The 20,661-nt window shown below is 69.0% G+C and carries 15 protein-coding genes; 13 read left to right on the top strand and 2 right to left on the bottom strand.

The genetic code is table 11. The features are described 5' to 3' along the window. Positions 1-125: 125 nt before the first annotated feature. The 8 genes from ASG07_RS16075 to ASG07_RS16040 all read left to right on the top strand — a co-directional run bounded on the left by ASG07_RS16075 (position 126) and on the right by ASG07_RS16040 (position 11,944). Positions 126-2,468: a beta-N-acetylhexosaminidase gene (locus ASG07_RS16075; RefSeq protein ID WP_236694750.1), complete on the top strand. Its 2,343-nt coding sequence runs from the start codon at positions 126-128 to the stop codon at positions 2,466-2,468. Next, positions 2,465-5,044, top strand: coding sequence for a beta-mannosidase (locus ASG07_RS16070; RefSeq protein ID WP_156361909.1), 2,580 nt, complete (start codon positions 2,465-2,467; stop codon positions 5,042-5,044). The genes ASG07_RS16075 and ASG07_RS16070 overlap by 4 nt, the downstream gene beginning before the upstream one ends. Beyond that, on the top strand, positions 5,041-7,572 hold the full coding sequence (locus tag ASG07_RS16065; RefSeq protein WP_055849269.1) for a glycoside hydrolase family 3 C-terminal domain-containing protein: 2,532 nt from the start codon (positions 5,041-5,043) through the stop codon (positions 7,570-7,572). Before ASG07_RS16070 ends, ASG07_RS16065 begins: the two co-directional genes overlap by 4 nt. Positions 7,573-7,591: 19 nt before the next feature. Continuing rightward, entirely contained in the window at positions 7,592-9,520 is a 1,929-nt protein-coding gene (locus ASG07_RS16060) for an alpha-L-fucosidase (protein ID WP_055849265.1), read from the top strand. 122 nt (positions 9,521-9,642) lie between these two features. Beyond that, a complete protein-coding gene (locus tag ASG07_RS16055) occupies positions 9,643-10,488 on the top strand; it encodes an IclR family transcriptional regulator (RefSeq protein WP_055849261.1) in 846 nt (281 codons plus the stop codon). A 39-nt stretch (positions 10,489-10,527) separates the two neighbouring features. After that, positions 10,528-11,118: an NADPH-dependent FMN reductase gene (locus ASG07_RS16050; protein ID WP_055849252.1), complete on the top strand. Its 591-nt coding sequence runs from the start codon at positions 10,528-10,530 to the stop codon at positions 11,116-11,118. A 95-nt stretch (positions 11,119-11,213) separates the two neighbouring features. After that, on the top strand, positions 11,214-11,666 hold the full coding sequence (locus tag ASG07_RS16045) for a PaaI family thioesterase (protein WP_055849249.1): 453 nt from the start codon (positions 11,214-11,216) through the stop codon (positions 11,664-11,666). Between the two features lie 32 nt (positions 11,667-11,698). Further along, entirely contained in the window at positions 11,699-11,944 is a 246-nt protein-coding gene (locus ASG07_RS16040; RefSeq protein WP_055849246.1) for a hypothetical protein, read from the top strand. Positions 11,945-11,963: 19 nt separating this feature from the next. Here the strand turns inward: ASG07_RS16040 and ASG07_RS16035 are convergent, their stop codons facing one another. Then, entirely contained in the window at positions 11,964-13,025 is a 1,062-nt protein-coding gene (locus tag ASG07_RS16035; RefSeq protein ID WP_055849499.1) for an SDR family oxidoreductase, read from the bottom strand. 79 nt (positions 13,026-13,104) lie between these two features. Here ASG07_RS16035 and ASG07_RS16030 point away from each other — a divergent pair, with 79 nt between their 5' ends. Further along, positions 13,105-13,506: a winged helix-turn-helix transcriptional regulator gene (locus ASG07_RS16030; protein WP_055849243.1), complete on the top strand. Its 402-nt coding sequence runs from the start codon at positions 13,105-13,107 to the stop codon at positions 13,504-13,506. Between the two features lie 95 nt (positions 13,507-13,601). Here ASG07_RS16030 and ASG07_RS16025 read toward each other — a convergent pair whose 3' ends face one another. Next, entirely contained in the window at positions 13,602-13,970 is a 369-nt protein-coding gene (locus ASG07_RS16025) for a reverse transcriptase-like protein (RefSeq protein WP_330219026.1), read from the bottom strand. A 31-nt stretch (positions 13,971-14,001) separates the two neighbouring features. Here ASG07_RS16025 and ASG07_RS16020 point away from each other — a divergent pair, with 31 nt between their 5' ends. The 4 genes from ASG07_RS16020 to ASG07_RS16005 all read left to right on the top strand — a co-directional run bounded on the left by ASG07_RS16020 (position 14,002) and on the right by ASG07_RS16005 (position 20,606). Further along, positions 14,002-15,633: an NAD(P)/FAD-dependent oxidoreductase gene (locus tag ASG07_RS16020; RefSeq protein ID WP_055849237.1), complete on the top strand. Its 1,632-nt coding sequence runs from the start codon at positions 14,002-14,004 to the stop codon at positions 15,631-15,633. 129 nt (positions 15,634-15,762) lie between these two features. Beyond that, complete coding sequence (locus ASG07_RS16015) at positions 15,763-18,600, top strand: TonB-dependent receptor (protein ID WP_082474873.1); 2,838 nt, start codon at positions 15,763-15,765, stop codon at positions 18,598-18,600. A 113-nt stretch (positions 18,601-18,713) separates the two neighbouring features. Further along, complete coding sequence (locus tag ASG07_RS16010) at positions 18,714-19,145, top strand: hypothetical protein (protein ID WP_055849234.1); 432 nt, start codon at positions 18,714-18,716, stop codon at positions 19,143-19,145. Positions 19,146-19,268: 123 nt separating this feature from the next. Further along, the gene (locus ASG07_RS16005; RefSeq protein ID WP_055849230.1) at positions 19,269-20,606 is read left to right on the top strand and encodes a PepSY-associated TM helix domain-containing protein; all 1,338 of its coding nucleotides are present in this window, start codon (positions 19,269-19,271) and stop codon (positions 20,604-20,606) included. Positions 20,607-20,661 lie beyond the last annotated feature (55 nt).

Genomic DNA, 20,661 nt, shown 5'->3' with positions numbered 1-20,661 from the left:
CCTTCGGGCACGCGCCCTGACTCCCGCCCGCCGGCTTCCCGCCGGCGGGCGGTTTTTTTATTGTCCGGTCGGCACCGCCCGCATGGCGCGGTATGGATCGCGTCCGTCACCTTCAGGAGCATGCCTTGATCGCCCTTCGCCTCTCGCCGGCCATCGCAGCCCTTCTCTGCTCCACGCCCCTCGCAGCACAGTCGCTGCTCCCCCTGCCCGCCGCGATGACCCCGGGTGCGGGCAGCTTCACCGTCGCCGAGGGTACGCGGATCGGTGCCGCCGCGGACGACGCGGGCGCGACGACCGCCGCGCGGTTGCTGGCGCAGCATGTGAAGACGGTGCGCGGCCTGACGCTGGTGCCCGGCACCACCGGTCCGATCCGCTTCGTCCGCGATGCCGGCATCAAGGGCGACGAAGCGTACCGCCTGACGGTGACGCCGACGAGCATCGTCATCGCCGCATCGGCCGACCGCGGCTTCGTCTACGGGGCGATGACGCTGGCGCAGCTGGTCAGCCCGGACGCGGCGTTCGGCAGGCCCGCGACGGTGGCGGCGACGGCGATCGCGGATGCGCCGCGGTTCGGCTGGCGCGGCCTGATGATCGATCCCGCGCGACATTTCCTGCCGATGCCCGCCCTGCGGGCGATCGTCGACCAGATGGCGGCGGTGAAGCTCAACACGCTGCACCTGCATCTGACCGACGATCAGGGCTGGCGGTTCGAGGTGAAGCGTTACCCCAGGCTCGCCGAGATCGGCGGCTTCCGCACGCCGCCGTCGACCGGCGGCGATCCCGGCGCGAAGGTCGGCGGTTTCTATACGCAGGCGGAGCTGAAGGCGCTGGTCGTCTATGCCCGCGACCGCGGCATCACGATCGTGCCGGAGATCGACCTGCCCGGCCACGCACAGGCGCTGGTCGCCGCCTATCCCGAGCTTGGCCTGCTCGGCGACCGGCCCGAGGTCAGCAACAACTGGGGCATCATGCCCTATCTGTTCAATCCCGGCCCCAAAGGCATCGCGTTCGTGAAGGCGGTGCTGGACGAGGTCATGGACGTGTTCCCCGGCACCTACATCCATCTCGGCGGGGACGAGGCGGTGAAGGACCAGTGGGAACGCAGCCCGGAGGTTCAGGCGCAGATCAGGGCGCTGGGCCTGAAGGACGAGAACGCGCTGCAAAGCTGGATGATCGACCAGTTCGGCACCTATCTGCAATCGAAGGGCCGCCGCCTGATCGGCTGGGACGAGATCCTGGAGGGCGGCCTGCCCGCGTCCGCATCGATCATGTCGTGGCGGGGCGAGAAGGGCGGGATCGAGGCCGCGAACATGGGCCACGACGTCGTGATGACCCCCGGCACGCCGATGTACCTCAACTACACGCAGAGCGACCACGCCGACGAGCCGCCGGGCCGGTTCGACGTGCTGCCGCTGTCGAAAGTCTATGACTACGATCCGATGCCCGCCGGGATCGCGCCCGATCGCGAGCGCCACGTGCTCGGCGCGCAGGGCAATCTGTGGAGCGAGTATATCGTCACGCCCCAACAGTTGCAGCACCACATCTTTCCCCGTGCCGGCGCCGTCGCGGAGGTGACGTGGGCGCAGCGGGGCAACAAGGACTTCGCCGCCTTCCTGCCGCGCGTCCATCGTCAGGGCGAACGCTGGAGCCGCGCGGGGATGCAGGTCGCCGACAGCGCCTTCGCGGTCGAGGTGAAGGTCGACGGCACGCACGGCGACGCGCTGCGCAGGAACAGCGTCCCCGTGATGCTGACGACGCAGGCACCCTATGGCACGATCCGCTACACGACGGATGGCAGCGTGCCGACCGCGCGCTCGAAAGCCTATGCCGGACCGCTGACGGTGAAGCCCGGAACGGTCATTCGCGCCGCCGCCTTCGACACCGCGGGCGCGGCGACGGCGAGCCCGCGCAGTTTCGATACCGCGCGCGCCGCGCTGCTGTCGCGGTCCAGTTCGGACATGCGCGCCTGCCCGGCGGGGTCGCTGGGCCTGCGACCGCCGCTGACATCGGAATCGACCGCCAACGCGCCGGCGTTCAACATCAACCTGTTCGACACGTGCACGCTCTACCCGGACGCGCCGCTCGATGTGGCGCGCGGTTACACCGTGGATGTCGTGCGCCTCGCGCGGCATTATGGCCTCGCCCACGAAGCGCGGATGCTGACGGAGCATTACAACGTGTCCGATCACGGCGAATTGCTGGTGCAGGTCGGCTGCATCGCCGCCGCCGCCGCGCGCAAGGGCGGCGACAAGACGGCGCGTCCGACCGCGGCGGGCGCGTTCCCGCTTCCCGATCCGAAGACCGCGCCGCAACGCTTCACCTTCACGGGTACGCTGCCGAAGATGACGGGCGATCAGGCCGGGAAGCCGCGGGCGGGGGATCGGGACGTCTGTTTCCAGTTCACGTCTCCCCTGAGCGACCCCTATTACACCGTCGAACGCGTGCAGTTGACGGAGGGCGGACGATGAGGATCGCGCCGATGATCGCCGCTGCCGCGCTGCTGCTGGCCTCGACCGCCGCCTGGGCCGGACCGAAGACCGTCACGCCGCTCGACGCCGGGTGGCAGGTACGGATCGACCCCGCCGACGCGACCGCCGCCAGGGCGCATCCGAAGGCCGCGCGCTGGCTGAAGGCGACGGTGCCCGGCAGCGTGCAGCAGGACCTGATCGCCGCGCGCATCGCGCCCGATCCGTTCAAGGGTACGAACGAGGCCGCGATCCAGTGGGCGGGGCTGACCGACTGGCAATACCGGCTGGTGCTGGACGTGACGCCGGCGATGCTGGCGCGCGACCATCTCGATCTGGTGTTCGACGGGCTCGACACGTTCGCGACCGTGTCGGTCAACGGCCAGCCCCTGCTGTCCGCCGACAACGCGCACCGGCGCTGGCGCGGCGACGCCAAGCCGCTGCTGAAACCTGGTCGTAACGAGGTCACGGTCCGCGTCGCCTCCCCGATCAAGCGGCTTCAGCCGATGGTGCTGGCGGAGAAGAACCCGCTGCCGGGTGAATATGATTCCGCGTTCGGCGACGAGCCGAAGGGCAAGCAGACTTCGCCCTATATCCGCAAACCGAAATATCATTACGGCTGGGACTGGGGCCCGCGGCTCGTCGCGATCGGCGTGTGGCGGCCGGTGCGGCTGGAGGCGTGGGACGATGCCCGGATCGAGGCGTTCCGCGTCGATCAGCAGGCGCTGAACGACGCCGAGGCGCGGCTGTCCGCGACGTTCGACATCGTCGCCGACGCGCAAGCCACGACCGAAGTGCGCGCCACCGTCACCGGGCCGACCGGCGCGCCCGTCACCGCGACGCGTACCGTAACGCTGGTGCCCGGCGTGAACGTCGTCACCGTGCCGCTGACCGTCACCGATCCGCAGCGGTGGCAGCCCGTCGGGTACGGCGCGCAGCCGATGTACCGCGTCGATGCGGCGCTGGGGCAGGACGACAGCGCCAGCCGCCGCATCGGGTTGCGCACGGTCGAGATCATCCGCGACGGCGGCGCGTTCGGGTTCCGGGTCAACGGCACGCCCATCTTTGCCAAGGGCGCGAACCTGATCCCTTTCGACAGCTTCCCCGCCCGCGTCACGCCCGCGTCGATGCGGCCCCTGCTTCAGGGCGCGCGCGACGCCAACATGAACATGCTGCGCATCTGGGGCGGCGGCTATTATCTCGACGACGCCTTCTACGACATGGCCGACGCGATGGGCCTGATGATCTGGCAGGACTTCATGTTCGGCGGCAGCGTGACGCCGCCCGACGCCGCTTATCGCGAGAACGTCCGGATCGAGGCGGAGGAACAGGTCGCGCGCCTGTCCTCGCATCCGTCGATCGTGCTGTGGGCGGGCGGCAACGAGATCCTGTCGGGCTGGGAAAACTGGAGCGACCGCAAGGCATTCAAGAAAGCCGTCGGCCCGGACGAGCAGGAGCGGATCGGCGCCAACATGGCCGTCCTGTTCGACCGCGTGCTGCGCGCGGCGGTGACGGCGAAAGCGCCACAGACGCCGTATTGGGCGAACTCGCCATCGACCGACTATGACGGCCCGGCCGACACCGATGCGGCGGGCGACCGGCATTTCTGGGATGTGTGGTCGGGATCGAAGCCGATCGAGCGCTATCTGGATAGTTGCCCGCGCTTCATGTCGGAATACGGGTTCCAGTCGATGCCCGACCTGTCCACGATCCGCGACTTCGCGGGGAAGGGCGCGCTGGCCGCCGAAAGCCCGGTGATGAAGGCGCATCAGAAATTCCTCGCCGGCGAGGGCAATGCGCGCCTGCAACTCTATCTCGACGCGCGACTGCGGCCGGCGAAGGATTTCGCCGACATGGTGTATCTGACGCAGGTCAATCAGGCGCAGGCGATCGAGCTGGCGGCATTGCACCACCGTGCCTGCCGGCCGGTGACGATGGGGTCGCTCTACTGGCAGTTGAACGATGTCTGGCCGGCGATCTCGTGGGCCAGCATCGACTATTCAGGGCGGTGGAAGCTGCTCAACTACGCCGCGCGCCGCTTCTTCGCACCGCAGGCGATCGTCGCGGAGAATGTGAACCGGGTCACGCGGGTGTCGCTGATCTCCGACCTGACGACGCCGACGCCCGCGCGGTGGCGCATCACGGTGCGCGACATGGCAGGGGCGACGCTGTCGACGCGGGACGAAGCGGCGACGCTCGCGCCGCTGGCGGCCACATTGGTGGCGACGCTGGACGATGCGGCGCTGTTCGGCACGGCGGCACCGGACGCCAGCTACGCGGTCGCGGAGTTGCTGGTCGGCGACAAGGCGGTCAGCCGGGCGATCGTCGAGCGCGCGCCGCCGAAGGACATGGCCTATCCCGCGCCCGGCCTGTCGGCGCGCTGGAAGGACCGCGAGGTGACGATCACCGCGAAGGCGCTCGCCCGCGCGGTGATGCTCGATTTCGGCGATGTCGCGGCGCAACCGTCCGACGACGGGTTCGACCTGTTGCCGGGGGAGAGCATCACCGTCACGGTGGCATCCGCCGCGTCCCCCGCGACGCTGGCCAAATCCCTGACATTGAGGACGCTGGCACGATGATCTGGCTGTTGCTCGCGCAGGCTGTCTCGGGTTCGAGCGACCCGGCGGCCGCATCGATCGCGACGATGTCGGTCGCCGAAAAGGCCGCGCAGCTGCAAAGCAGCGCCCCCGCCGACGCGGAGGCCGGCCTGCCCGCCTATGACTGGTGGGGAGAGGGGCTGCACGGCCTTGCGCGCAACGGCCACGCCACGGTATTTCCGCAGGCGATCGGAATGGCGGCGACCTGGGACCCCGATCTGGTCCGCCGCATCGGCGACACCGTCGCGACCGAGGCGCGCGCGAAGTTCAACGCGCAACCCGTGGCGGCACCGCGCCGCATCTACGAGGGGCTGACGATCTGGTCGCCCAACATCAACATCTTCCGCGACCCGCGCTGGGGCCGCGGGCAGGAGACGTATGGCGAGGACCCGTATCTGACGGGTACGCTCGGCGTCGCATTCGTCACCGGCCTGCAAGGTCCCGACCCGCTCCACCCCAAGGTGATCGCCACGCCCAAGCATCTGGCGGTGCATAGCGGGCCGGAGGCGGGGCGCGACGGGTTCGACGTCGATCCGTCGCCTCGCGATCTGGAAGCGACCTACCTGCCGGCGTTCCGGATGGCGGTGATCGACGGCAAGGCGCGGTCGCTGATGTGTGCGTATAATTCGATCCACGGCACGCCCGCCTGCGCGGACGGCGCGTTGATGAACGATCGCATCCGGGGGGCGTGGGGGTTCAGGGGCTTTACCGTCTCGGACTGCGATGCGGTGGCGAACATCCACCTGTTCCATCACTACCGGCTGGACGGCGCGGCGGCGGCGGCGGCGGCGGTGCGCGGCGGGACCGACCTGAATTGCGGCAACGCCTATGCCGCGCTGCCCGACGCGGTTGCGCGCGGCCTCATCACCGAAGCCGAACTCGACACCGCGCTGACCCGTGCGCTGACGGCGCGGCGCGATCTCGGCATCGTATACGGCGCGAAGAGCCCGTGGTCGCGGATCAAGCCGTCGCAGATCGGCACGCCGGCCCACCGCGCGCTGGCGCTGGAGGCGGCGCGCAAGGCGATCGTGCTGCTCCGGAACGATGGCGACCGGCTGCCGCTGGCGACGACGACGCGGCTGGCGGTGATCGGCGCGAACGCCGACGATCTCGGCGTATTGCAGGGCAATTACCACGGCACCGCGATCGTGCCGGTCACGCCGCTGGAGGGTCTGCGCGCGCGCTTCGGCAGCGTCGTCTATGCGCAGGGATCGATCCTCGCGGACGGTGCGCCGGTGGTGGTGCCGGAGACGGCGCTGACCGGGCTGAAAGCGGAATACAGCGTCGATGGCCGCACCGTCGCGACGCGTGCGGAGCGGCGCATCGACCTCGACATCAACCGCGCCGCGCCGGTGCCGCAGATCCGCGGCGACCGGTTCAACGCGCGCTGGACGGCAAGTTTCGCGCCGCCGGGACCGGGTCCGTACAAGCTGGTCGTCGATGTCCCCGCCTGCTGGAAATACTGCAAGTCGCACGACGCGGTGCGGCTGTGGATCGGCGACCGCCAGCTTGCCGCGGGCGAGGTCGCGAAGGGTCGTGTCGAGGTCGATTACGTCAGCGACGGCGCGCCCGTGCCGTTGCGGCTGGAACTCGACCACGTCAGCGACGACGAGGGCATCCGCCTGATGTGGCTCCCCCCCGAAGGGCCGTTGCTGGCGCAGGCGGTCGCCGCCGCCGCATCCGCCGATGTCGCGGTCGTGTTCGCCGGCCTGTCGCCCGATCTGGAGGGCGAGGCGCTGCCGGTGCAGGTGCCCGGCTTCGTCGGCGGCGACCGTACCGACATCGCGCTGCCGTTCGCGCAGCAGCGCCTGCTCGCCGCGCTGAAGGCGACGGGCAAGCCGATCGTTCTCGTGCTCGCCAGCGGCAGCGCGGTGGCGGTCGATCCTGCGTCCGCCGACGCGATCCTGACGATGTGGTATCCGGGCGAAGCGGGTGGCACCGCCATTGCCGATACGCTGACCGGCGTCAGCAATCCGTCGGGGCGGCTGCCCGTCACCGTGTACGCGAAGACCAGCGATCTGCCCGCCTTCGTCGATTACGGGATGAAGGAGCGGACCTATCGCTACTTCACCGGCACGCCGCTCTGGGGCTTCGGCCACGGGCTCAGCTTCACGCGGTTCGGCTATGACGCCGTCGCCGCGCCGGGCGTCGCGACCGGCACGCCGATCACCGTCACGGCCCGCGTCGCCAATACCGGTGCGCGCGCGGGCGACGAGGTGGTGCAGGCGTATCTGGTGCCGCCGTCGTCGGGGGAACCGGCCGGCTTCACCGATCCCGCGCTCCAGCGCCAGCTTGCCGCCTTCGCGCGCGTCGCGCTGAAACCCGGCGAGACGAAGACGGTGACGCTGACGATCGATCCGCGATCGATGGGCCATGTATTTCGCGACGGCACCCGCCGCGTGCTGCCCGGCACCTATCGCCTGTGGGTCGGCGGCGGCCAGCCGGATGCGGCGGCGGGCCGCTGGATCGCCATACCCGTCACGGGATCGCCGCTCGACCTGCCGAAATGACCCTCACCGGAGTAGCCGCATGACCGAGTTTTCGCGCCGTACCCTGCTGGCATCCGGTCTGGTGTCCGGACTGGCCAGTGCCGCTCCGGCCCTGGCCGCCGACGGCGCACCCGCAGCGTGGGGCGCGACGCCATCGCCGCGACAATGGGCGTGGCACGGGCACGAGCAATACGCCTTCGTACATTTCTCGATCAACACCTTCACCGACAAGGAATGGGGATATGGCGACGAAAGCCCGTCGCTGTTCGACCCGACCGATTTCGATCCCGACCAGATCGTCGCGGCGGCGAAGTCGGCGAACATGCGCGGCATCATCCTGACCGCGAAGCATCACGACGGCTTTTGCCTGTGGCCGACGATGCTGACCGAACATTGCATCCGCAACAGCCCGTACAAGCAGGGCAAGGGCGATATCGTCGGCGAGATGGAGCGCGCCGCGCGCCGTGCCGGCCTGATGTTCGGGCTGTATCTGTCGCCTTGGGATCGCAACCACCCCGAATATGGCCGTCCGGCGTACATCGACTATTACCGCAAGCAGATCGTCGAGCTCTGCACCCGCTATGGCGAGCTGTTCGAATTCTGGTTCGACGGCGCGAACGGCGGCGACGGCTATTATGGCGGCGCGCGCGAGACGCGGACGATCGACGCGCCGAAATATTACGACTGGCCGTCGATCGTCGCGCTCGTCCACCAGCATCAGCCAATGGCCTGCACCTTCGATCCGCTCGGCTCCGACATCCGCTGGGTCGGGAACGAGGACGGGGTGGCGGGCGACCCGTGCTGGCCGACGATGCCGAACCATTCCTATATCCAGACGGAGGGCAATGCCGGCGTGCGCGGCGGTGCGCTGTGGTGGCCGGCGGAGACGAACACCTCGATCCGGCCCGGCTGGTTCTATCACGCCGACGAGGACGCGAAGGTGAAGAGCCCGATGCGGCTGCTCCGTTATTATGACGAGTCGGTGGGGCGTGGCACCAACATGCACCTGAACCTGCCGCCCGACCGGCGCGGACGGATCGCCGATCCCGATGTCGCCTCGCTGGCGTCGTTCGGCGCGGCGATGCGCGCGACGCTGGCGACCAACCTGGCGGACGGCGCGGTCGCGTCGGGCAGCGCGACGCGCGGGGCAGCCTTCGCCGCCGCCAGGGTGCTGGACGGGCGGCGCGACACCTATTGGTCGAGCCCGGATGGCGACACCACGCCGTCGCTGACGCTCGACCTGCCGCCGGGACGCGCGTTCGACCTGATCCGCATTCGCGAATACCTGCCGCTCGGGGTGCGCGTCACGCGGTTCGCGGTGGATGCCTGGACGGAGGGCCGCTGGCGGATGCTGGCCGAGCATGACTGCATCTCGGCGCAGCGGATCATCCGCCTCGACCGGCCGATCGCCGCCCGGCGCATCCGGTTGCGCATCCTCGAAGCTCCCGCCTGCCCCGCGATCAGCGAGATCGCGTTGTTCCGGCAGGTCGCACCCGCGCCGGTCGCGGCGGTGCGATCCGGCGACCGCACGATCCTGTCGCCAAAGGGCTGGTCGATCGTCGCCGCCTCGTCTCCCGGCGCAGACGCGCTGCTCGACGACGATGCCGCGACGCTCTGGCTGGCAGACACGCCGATGCCCGCAAGCCCCGCGACCGTGACGATCGATCTGGGCCGCCCGGAGTCGCTTGCCGGTTTCAGCCTGACGCCGTCGCGCGCGCCGCCCAAGGGCGTCGTGCCGCCACGCGGCTATGTCGTGGACACCAGCCCCGACGGACAGGCGTGGCAGCAGGGCGCAGCGGGTGAGTTCGCGAACATCGCCTACGCCCTCGCGACCCAGCGTATACCGTTCGCCGGGCCGCGGCGCGCGCGCTTCCTGCGGCTGCGGTTCGACGCGCCGGCCATTGCGGGCCGGTCGCGCATCGGCATCGCGGCGATCGGCGGTTTCACGACCCCCGCACCGCAACGCTGATGGTTAGCGCTCCCTATTCGGCTTGCCAAGTTGGTCATGGTCGCAAAATACTTGCCGGTACAATTGTTTGCACCGGTCAGAGCGGTCGTGACTTTGCCGTTACGAACGGTTAGCAATAGCATATGACAGGCCAGAAAACGTCCGAGAATGAGGGAAAATCGCCCACCTATTCGGCTCCCGCGCTGGAAAAAGGGTTGGACGTCGTCGAGCTGCTGGCGCGTGAGCCGTCCGGTCTGTCGATCGGCGAGATGGCCGCACGGCTGGGCCGGTCGATCAGCGAATTGTTCCGGATCATCGTGGTGCTCGACCGTCGCGGATGGTTGCAGAAAATCCCCGGAGGGGACCGCTACCGCGTGACGTACAAGGTGCTGGAGGTGGCGCATCACGCCACCCCGGCGCGCGAGTTGACGCACGTCGCCGCGCCGCTGATGCACGATCTGGCCTCCACGGTTCAGCAATCGTGCCATCTGGTCGTGCTGAACGGCCAGCACGGCGTGGTCGTGCTGCGACAGGAAAGCCCCGGACCGACGGCGTTCGCCGTGCGGCTGGGAACGACGGTCGGTCTGCTGACGAGTTGCTCGGGCCATGTCCTGCTCGCCTTCGCCACGCCCGAACAGCGCGCGGCGCTATTGACCGCACTGTCCGCGCCGGCCGAACTCGCAGGCGAACTGGAGACGATCCGGGATCGCGGTTACGAAAAGCTGGCAAGCGCGCGGCTGTCGGCGGTGTGCGACGTCAGTTGCCCGATCTACGGTTTCGACGGCAAGGTGGTGGCGGCGCTGACCGTCCCCTATCTGGAGGCGATCCACCGCGAGGGACAGGCCGATCTGGACGCCTCGCTGGAGGCGCTGCGCAAGACCGCTGCCGCCATCTCGACCGCGCTGGGCTGGTACGACCGGTCCGACCAGCCGATCATGCCGACCCTGTCCGTAGCGACGCCACCACCACGCCGCCGCCGCGCGTCCTGATCCGGTCGCGACGGCGTCGCCCCGGTCGAGGACACGCCGATGAGCGACCATATCCTGATATTCTACGGCTCCTACCGGTCCGATCGGCAGGGCATCCGCCTGGCCGAATATCTGGTCCGGCGCTTCACCGCGCGCGGTGCGACGGTCGAACTGATCGACGCGAAGGCGATCGACCTGCCGATCCTCGATCGCATGTACAAGGAATATGCGGACGGCGAGGCTCCGCCGAAGCTGGCCGAACTCGCCGCGAAGATCCGCGCGGCCGACGCCTTCGTGTTCGTCACCGGCGAATATAACTGGGGCATGCAGCCGGGTCTCAAGAACCTGACCGACCATTTCCTGGAGGAGTGGTTCTGGCGTCCCGCGGCGATCGCCAGCTATTCCGCCGGGCGATTTTCCGGCGTGCGCGCGGGACTGGCGTGGCACGGCACGCTATCCGAAATGGGGATGGTCGTAATCTCCAGCACGCTGGCGGTCGGCGGGATCGGCCAAAGTTTCGATGCGGAGGGCGCGCCCGCCGGATCGGGCGGCGCGGCACTGGAGCGCGCGTTCCCGCGGTTCGCCGACGATCTGGAGTGGTGGACGGAGGCGGTGCGCCACCAACGGTTGCGCCGCCCCCCACCCTATTGAACGCAGGCCGCCCAACGCCGCACTTCATCTGCCCGCTTGTAGTATGACGATCATCATATTACGGTCGTCATGCAATTGCAGGGGCAGCCGATCGCATGACACCGGACACCGACGCCGAACGACCGGACGGGCTGGGGCAGTTGCTGGCGATGATCGCGACGAGCCGTCAGCCCCCGATCGGCCGGACTCTCGATTTCGCGCTGGTCGAGGTCGATCGCGGCCATGCGGTGTTCACCGGAACCCCGGGCCGCAGCGTCTATAATCCGATCGGGTCGGTTCATGGCGGCTATGCCGCGACGCTGCTCGACAGCGCGTGCGGCATCGCGGTGCATTCGATGCTCGCGGCGGGACAGGGCTACACCACGCTGGAGCTGAAGATCTCGTACCTGCGCGGCCTCAGCGACCGCAGCGGAGAGGTTCGCGCGGTCGGCCGGGTGGTGTCCGTCGGCCGCCGCGTCGCCTTTGCAGAGGCGACGCTGCACGATGGCGACGGCCGCCTCTGCGCCACCGCCAGTTCCACGCTGCTGGTCTTCGAACAGCCGCGCTGACGCCCTCCCCATCGTTCGCAAAGGACACCGTGATGATCGTTGCCGCCGCCCTCGCCCTGTTCGCCGCCGCCCCGCAAACCGCCGAGCTTGCCAGACCGGGCAAGTATCTGACCCAGACCGATGGCCGTCAGATCGCCCGCATCCAGCGCGTGTTGCCCGATGGCTCGGTCGTGGTCATCGTCGGCGAGAAGTACGTGACCGTCCCCTCCGCCACCCTGTCGGTGAAGGACGGCAAGGCCAGCACCACCCTGACGCAGCGCGAGATCGCGCGGATGTAGACTCCGCCTGCAATCGTCATCACGGGATCAGCCGGTCCGCGCGCAGGCGATCGAACAGCGTCAGGAACGCGTCGTCGGTCGCGCGGTAGCCGGTGAACCCCAGCCGCCGGCTCTTCGACATATCCGTGACCACCTCGATCGGCCGCCCCAGATCGGCGTCGGTGTGCCACGGCGACGCCAGCCGGGCGAGATCGGGTTCCGCCAGCCCGTGACGCAGCGCGAGTTCGCGCCAGACCGGGGCATCGTCCGCCATCTGCTGCTCCAGCGGGCGGACGGTGCCGTCGAACGGTGCCGCCTCGATCCCGAACGCGGCGGCGATCCGGCCCCACATCCAGCTCCAGCGGAAGACATCGCCGTTGACGACGTTGAACGCCTCGTCGCGCGCGGCGGGCGTCGTCGCCGCCCACAGCAGATGCTCTGCGAGGAGCCCGGCATCGGTCATGTCGGTCAGCCCGTTCCACTGCGCCGCCGATCCGGGAAAATAGAAGGGCCGCCCCGTTTCGCGACACAGCGTCGCATACACCGCCAGCGTCGTGCCCATGTTCATGGCGTTGCCGACCGCCTTGCCGATCACCGTATGCGGCCGGTGCACGCTCCACCCGAAGCCGTCGCGCGCGGCGGCGGCGAACACCTCGTCCTCCTGCGCGTAGTAGAAGTTCTCGATGTCGAGCCGCCCCTGCTCCTCGCGGAACGGCGTCTGCGGCAGCGTGCCCTTCCCGTATGCCTCGAACGGCCCGAGATAGTGCTTCAGGCCGGTGACCAGCGCGACGTGCCGGGGAGCGCCGCCCGGTCGCAGCCCGTCGAGCAGGTTGCGGACCATCGCCGAATTGACGCGGATATTCTCCGCCTCGCTGTCCTGCCGCAGCCATGTCGTGATGAACACCGCGTCGGGTTTCACGTCGGCCAAGGCCGCCGCCGAGCCGGCCGCATCGGTCAGGTCGGCGACGACGGGCGTCACGCCCGCCTGCTCGACCGGCCGCCGCGCCAGACCCTGCACGGTCCAGCCCTGCTCCACCAGCAACGCCGCCGTCGCGCTGCCGACGATCCCGCTCGCGCCAACCACCAATGCCGTCTTCGCCATCATTCCAGTCCCTTGCTTCCTGCAACCCTAGCTAGGCAGCGCGTCCGCGCGTTCCTAGACGGCACCAGGAGGTAACCACATGCAGGCCGGCAGCGAGGACGACGAATGGCGGGAGGATTGCGCCCCGCGCCGCGTGCTGGAGCTGTTCGCGACCAAATGGACGAGCATGATCCTGCACACGCTGCACGCCCGCCATGCCGGCGCGGCGCGCAGCGGCGTGTTGCTGCGCAGCCTGCCGGACATTTCGAAGAAGATGCTGACCCAGTCGCTGCGCGAGATGGAGGGCAGCGGTCTGGTGTCGCGCCATGTCGGGGAGACGACGCCGCCCGCGGTCGAATACCGGCTCACGCCGCTCGGTCAGCGGTTCGTGGGGGCGGTCGAGATGCTCTACGCCTGGGGCCGCGACAATGCCGACGCGCTCGATGCGCTGGGCGCGAGACCGTCCTCGCGGCGGCGGCCGGGATCAAGTCCTCCCCTGTAAAGGGAGGTGGCAGTCCGTAGGGCTGACGGAGGGGTGTCCACGCTGATGGCGTCACCCCTCCGCCGCTCCGCGCCACCTCCCCTTGCAGGGGAGGATTAGCGTTCGTGCAACCGCGCCAATGCGCCACCCGCCAGATTCTGCGCGCGTTTCACGTACCGAACCCGCGGCCCCTGCCCCGCCGTCGCCTCGACGAACGCAGCATGATGCCGCGCATCCCCGCCCCGGGCCCGCACGACGCCGTTCGCCTGCGCCACCACCGCCGCGGAGTCGCCGATCAGCACGACGGCATCCCAGCCGATCGCCCGCGTCAGCGCCACCGCGTGCAGCAATGCGAGCCACTCCGCATCCATGCTCGTCCCCGGTCCCAGATCCCGGCGGACATGCGCCTCTCCGCGGATAACGACCGCCGTCTCCATGCCCTCGGGACGCAGGCCGCCGTCGAAATACACCTTCAACCGTGACAATCGCAGGCTCCTTTGCGCTAAGGCGGCGACCATGCTGCGTATCACCGAACTGAAACTGCCGCTCAACCATCCGGAGGAGGCACTGGCCGCCGCGATCCGCAACCGGCTGCGGATCACCCCGCGCGACCTGATCCGCTACACGGTCGCGCGCCGCGCCAACGATGCGCGCGACAAGATGGATATCCAGCTCGTCTATTCGATCGACGTGACGCTGAAGAACGAGGCGCAGGTGCTGGCGCGGTTCAAGCGGGACCGCCACGTCAACCCGACGCCCGATACCGGCTATCGCTTCGTCGCGAAGGCTCCGGCCGGCTATAACGGTCCGCGTCCGATCGTCGTCGGCGCGGGGCCGTGCGGCCTGTTCGCGGGGCTGCTGCTGGCGCAGATGGGATTCCGCCCGATCATCCTCGACCGCGGCAAGGTGGTGCGGGAGCGGACCAAGGACACCTGGGGCCTATGGCGGCGCAGCGAGCTGAACCCCGAATCCAACGTCCAGTTCGGAGAGGGCGGCGCGGGCACCTTTTCCGACGGCAAATTGTGGAGCCAGATCAAGGACCCGCGCCATCTCGGCCGCAAGGTGCTGACCGAGTTCGTCAAGGCTGGCGCACCGCCCGAGATCCTGACCGAGGCGCACCCGCATATCGGCACGTTCCGCCTCGTCACGATGGTCGAGAGCATGCGCGAGACGGTGGAGAAGCTCGGCGGCGAATACCGGTTCGGCACCCGCGTCGAGGATATCGACATCGCCGAGGACGCGGACGGTTCGCGCCGCCTGACCGGCCTGACCTTCCACACCGGCGAGCATATCGACGCCGGACCGGTCGTCCTCGCGGTCGGCCACAGCGCGCGCGACACGTTCGCGATGCTCCACCGCCACGGCGTTCATCTGGAGGCCAAGCCGTTCTCGATCGGCGTCCGGATCGAACATCCGCAAAGCTGGATCGACGAGGCGCGCTTCGGCCCGTGCGCGGGCCATCCCGATCTCGGCGCGGCGGCATACAGCCTGTCGCACCACTGCAAGAACGGGCGCACCGTCTACAGCTTCTGCATGTGTCCCGGCGGCACCGTCGTCGCCGCCACGTCGGAGGTCGGCCGCGTCGCCACCAACGGCATGAGCCAGTATTCGCGCAACGAGCGGAACGCCAATTCGGGCATCGTCGTCGGCATCGATCCGGCGCGCGACTATCCGGGCGATCCGCTGGCCGGCATCGCGCTGCAACGCCACTGGGAGGAGCGCGCCTTCGCGGCGGGCGGCGGCGACTACAGGGCACCGGCGCAGCGGCTGGGGGACTTCGTCGCCGGTCGCGCGTCGACCGCGCTCGGCAGCGTCATCCCCAGCTACAAGCCCGGCGTGACGCCGACCGATCTGGCGGACTGCCTGCCCGACTTCGCGGTCACCGCGATGCGAGAGGCGCTGGTGGCGTTCGGGCAGCAGATTCCCGGCTACGACCATCCCGACGCGGTGATGACGGGGGTCGAGACGCGCACCTCCTCCCCGGTCCGCATCACGCGGGGCGACGACTTCCAGAGCGTCAATACGGCCGGTCTGTACCCCGCCGGCGAGGGTGCGGGGTACGCCGGCGGCATCCTGTCCGCCGCGGTCGACGGCATCAAGATCGCGGAGGCCGTGGCGCTGAAGCTGACAGCAACTTTCATCGGCTAATTTACATCGATTGCAAGAAAAGTCTTATTTTTCCAACATATATGAATTGCGACAGGGTCACACGGGGGATATAATTGCATCACTCGCTCCAGGCGGAAGGCCGCCGGAGTTTTCTCGGGGGATGATGCGATGAAGGCGAAGACGATGTTGTGGCTGGGCGTTTCGGCGATGGCCGCGATCGCCGGCATGTCCCCCGCGAACGCGCAGAGCAGCGCCGCCGACCTGCCCAAGCCGACCACCCCGTCCGACCAGAGCGCCAACACCTCCGCGCCGCAACCGTCCGAGCAGGTGTCCCCGGAGGAAGGCGACGACATCGTCGTCACCGGCCTGCGCCGCAGTCTCGAATCGGCGCAGGCGCTGAAGCGCAATTCGGACGGTATCGTCGATGCGGTGGTCGCGGAGGATATCGGCAAGCTGCCCGACACCTTCGCCTCCGCCGCCCTTGCGCGCATATCGGGCGTGCAGGTCACGCGCGGCGCGGGCGAAGCGGCTGGCGTCCAGATCCGCGGCCTGCCGGATATCAGCACCACCTATAACGGCCGCGAGATCTTCACAGCGGAGGGCCGCTTCGTCGCCATCCAGGACTTTCCCGCCGGCACCGTCGCCGCACTGGAAGTCTACAAGAACGGCACCGCCAACCTGATCGAGGGCGGCATCGGCGGACAGGTCAACGTGCGCGGTCGCCGCCCGTTCGACTTCAACGGGTTCGAGCTGTCGGGATCGCTCAACGGCGTCAACTGGGAACATTCGGGCCGGACTACGTGGAACGGCAACATCCTCGTCAGCAACCGGTGGGATACCGGCATCGGCGAGATGGGCCTGCTGGTGAACGCCTCCTATGTCGGGCTGAACTATCTCGATGCCACCCGGGAACAGTCGGTGGTGATCGGCACCACGACCGCCGCCAATGCGGCGACGCCAGGCATCCGCTTCCCCGACGCGCAGGGCCGCTTCACCAGCAACGGCGACCGTTTCCGCCCCTCCGCCAACGCCGCCTTCCAGTGGCGGCCGACGCCGGAGCTGGAGATCTACGTCGACGGCCTGTTCCAGGGGTATCGCGGCAAGGACACCAACCAGTGGATGTTCGTGCCGATCTTCGGCGGCCCCGACTTCCGCCTCGACAACCTGACGACGCGCGAGGGTCGGCCGACCGTGGCGCAGAGCGCGACCGTGGTCGGCGCGACCGCGCCCGACGGCTATTACACCTCCGCCAACGGCCATACCGACACGTATCAGGCGGGCGGCGGCGCGGTGTGGAAGCGCGACAACCTCCAGATCTCGGGCGACATCGCCTATACGGACAGCAAATACACGTTCGACCTCGTCAACATCGACTATGCGATGGCCAGCTCGCCGACCCGCAACGTCGTGTTCGACGCGCCGGGCACGAACGGCGGCCCCAGCTTCGCCTTCCAGAATTTCGACGTCACCGACCCGGCCAATTACATCGCGCGCGGCCTGTTCCAGGAATATCTGGTCGTCAGCGGCAAGGACATCCAGAGCCGCGCCGACGTCCAGTACGAATTCGACAGCGGCTTCCTGAAGCGCATCCAGTTCGGCGCGCGCTATAACGACCGCGATGCGACGCGCGACCGTGGTGCGCCCTATGTCAACACGATCAACGGCGTGCTGGTCCCCGACCTGCGCATCCCGATCGCCGCGCTGCCGGTGGGCGTGCAGAACACGCGCCCGGCCTTTACGTTCGACAACACGTTCGGCGTCCGGACCTTCGCCGGCATCTCGTCGGCCAGCATCCGCGACAATCTGCCGGAACTGCGCGCCTTCTTCCAGGCGCCGGAGGGCCTGCCGGCGTTCAATCCGACCGAGAATTTCGTCGCCAACGAAAAGGCGTATGCCGCCTACGCGCAGCTCAAATACGGCTTCGATCTGGGAGCGACGATGTCGGTCGACGGCCTGGTCGGCCTGCGCGCGGTGAAGACGAAGACGCGGATCAGCGGCTTCGTGCGCGACGAGACGACCGGTGCGGGCACGCCGACCTTCGTACCGACGACGGCGCGGAACGACTATACCGACTATCTGCCCAATGCCAGCGCGCGGATCATGTTCACGCCCGAGCTGCAGTTGCGCCTGAACTACAACCAGACGCGCACCCGGCCGAACTTCTTCGACCTCAACCCGACGCTGACGGTCGGTCCGCCGCCGACGATCTCCCCGGAATGTCAGGCGAACCCGTCGCTGCCCCAGTGCATCAACAGCAACCTGCGCAACATCAGCGGCGGCAACCCCGATCTGCGCCCGCTGACGTCGGACAATTACGACATCAGCCTGGAATGGTATTTCTCGCGCTCCGGTTCGCTGACGGCGGCGGTGTTTCGCCGCGACGCCAACGGCTTCATCTCGCGCATCAACCGGGAGGGTGTCGACATCGGCTACGGCCCGTCGCGGCTGAACCTGCCGGAAAACACCGGCAACACCCGGTTCCAGGGCGCGGAGGTGCAGTTCACCAGCTTCCTCGACATCGACGGCCTGCCCGATTGGGCGAAGGGTTTCGGCATCCAGGCGAACGGCACCTATGTCGATTCCAGCGGCGACCTCGCAACCGATCTCGCCGGTTCGCCCAACGTCGCGGGCCGCCGGCCGCGCTTCACCGGCGTGTCGAAATGGTCGGGCAACCTCGTCGCGCTGTACGAGCGGCCGTTCTTCTCGGCGCGCATGGCGTACAACTACCGGTCCGACTTCGTGACCGAATATGGCATCGTCAATCTCGACCTCGACGCGAACGGCGCGCCGCGCACGGGGGCGATCGTCGAAAAGGGGCGCGGCCAGCTCGACTTCTCGACCACGGTCACGCCGATCCCGAACATCACGCTGGCGTTCGACATCGTCAACCTGCTCGGCAACCCGCTGAAGCGCAGCCGCGAGTTCGGCGGCGACGGCGACGCCTTCGCGCGGCAGGTCGTCTATCTGGAGCGCGTCTACTCGCTGGGCGTGCGGTTCCGGTTCTGACAATCCATCCGTCGAAGCGCAGCAAGGACGGAGCGGCACGATCATGCTGCTCCAGATCAACGGAGACGGCGGTGGAGGATGACACCCCGCCGCTCCGATACTAGACGGCAGGCGTGTCTCCGGTCCGCCACCTGATCCGCGACCGTCGCGCCGTCGCCGCCCTGCTGCTGGCGATGGCGCTCGTGCTGCGGCTGCTGGTGCCGGCCGGGTACATGCCGATGGTCGCGCAGGACGGCGTCATGCTGGCGATCTGCGACGGCAATGCGCCCGTCACCGTCGTCGGGCCAGCCGCCGCGCCGACGATGGCGGGCATGCACCACCATTCCGGCACCCCCGCGGACGCCGCGCCGATGCCGTCGAAACCCGACGGCCCGTGCGCCTTCGCCGACCTGTCGACGCCCGCGGTCGCATCGGTCGATCCGGTCCTGCTGATCGCGGCGATCGCGTTCGCCGTGGCTCTTGCGATCCGCCGGGTCATGCCGCTGCGGATGCGCGAGCGGCGGCATCTGCGCCCGCCGCTCCGGGGACCGCCGGCGCTCGCCTGAGCCCGTCCGTTCTCCCGCCCCGCGGCCCCGCCGCCGGGCCAACGCTGGTATCGTCATGTCCCGAATGAACTCCCGCATCGCCGCGGCCGCGCCGGCGTGCGCCCGCCTCGAAGGGCGCGGCCGGTGAGCCGCGCCTGGCCCCGCTATCCGACCGTGTGGCGCTGGCACTTCTACGCCGGGCTGTTCTGCATCCCGTTCGTGCTGTGGCTGTCGCTGACCGGCGGCGTGTACCTGTTCAAGCCGCAGATCGAGGCGTGGCTCGACCGCCCCTATGCCGCCGTCGCGCCGCCCGGGCCGCGCGCCGGCCCGGCTGGGGAAGTCGCCGCCGCGCTCCGGGCGGTACCGGGCGGCACGCTGGCGCAGTACGAAATGCCCGCGACGCCGACGCAGGCGGTGGAGATCCTCGTGACGGACGGCGACCTGACGCAGCGGGTCCACGTGAACCCGGCGACGCTGGCCGTGCTGAACGTGGGGCGGGAGGATCGCCGGCCGATGAAGATCCTGTCGCGGCTGCACGGCGAATTGCTGGCGGGACCGGTCGGATCGTACATCGTCGAACTCGCCGCATCATGGGCGATCGTGATGCTGGTATCGGGCCTGTTCCTGTGGTGGCCGCGCGGACAGGGGCTGGCCGGCGTCGTCTATCCGCGGTTGCGAGCGGGCGGGCGGCGGTTCTGGCGCGACCTGCACGGCGTGACCGGCTTCTGGGTGTCGGCCGCGACACTGTTCCTGCTGGTGTCGGGCCTGCCCTGGGCGGCGAGCTGGGGCGCGTATCTGAAGATGGCGCGCACCGTCGCGGAGGGTCAGCCGGTCAGTCAGGACTGGTCGTCGAGCCACACCGGTCACGATGGAATGACCGGCATGACCGGCATGACCGGCATGACCGGCATGACGATGCCGCGGCGCGCACCCGTGTCGATCGCGCCGCTCGACCGGCTGGTCGCCACGGTCCGCCCGCTCGATCTCGCCGCGCCCGTCCTGATCGCGCCGCCCGTAAGGGCGGGACAACCGTGGACGGCGAAGTCCAATGCCGTGAACCGCCCGCTCCGCACCGACCTGACGCTCGACGCATCGGGCAAGGTCCTCACCCGCGAGGATTTCGCGCAGCGGCGGCTGGTCGATCGCCTTGTCGGCTGGGGCGTGGCGATCCACGAGGGGCAGGCGTTCGGGTGGGTCAACCTGCTGGTCAATCTCGTCACCGCGATCATGCTGATACTGCTGTCGATCAGCAGCGTGATGCTGTGGTGGCGTCGCCGCCGGCCGGGATCACTGGGCGCGCCGAGGGCCGTCGTCCGTCCGGCGCTGGCGTGGAGCTTCGCGGCGATCGTCGCGCTGCTGGCGGTCCTGCTGCCGCTGTTCGGCGCATCGCTGCTGCTGGTCCTGCTGGTCGATCGCGTCATGCCGGCCCGGCCGCGCGCCTGGCTGGGCCTGGGGCCGGAACCGGAGCTGAAGGCGACATGAAATATAGTTAACTTGGCAGTATCCTTTTTCTTGCAATAGCGCGGGATCAGGGAGC

It is taken from the genome of Sphingomonas sp. Leaf343 (assembly GCF_001423765.1).
GTDB lineage: Bacteria > Pseudomonadota > Alphaproteobacteria > Sphingomonadales > Sphingomonadaceae > Sphingomonas.
The sequence above is the reverse complement of the archived record's forward strand: the minus strand, read 5'-3'. Positions and strand labels throughout refer to the sequence as shown.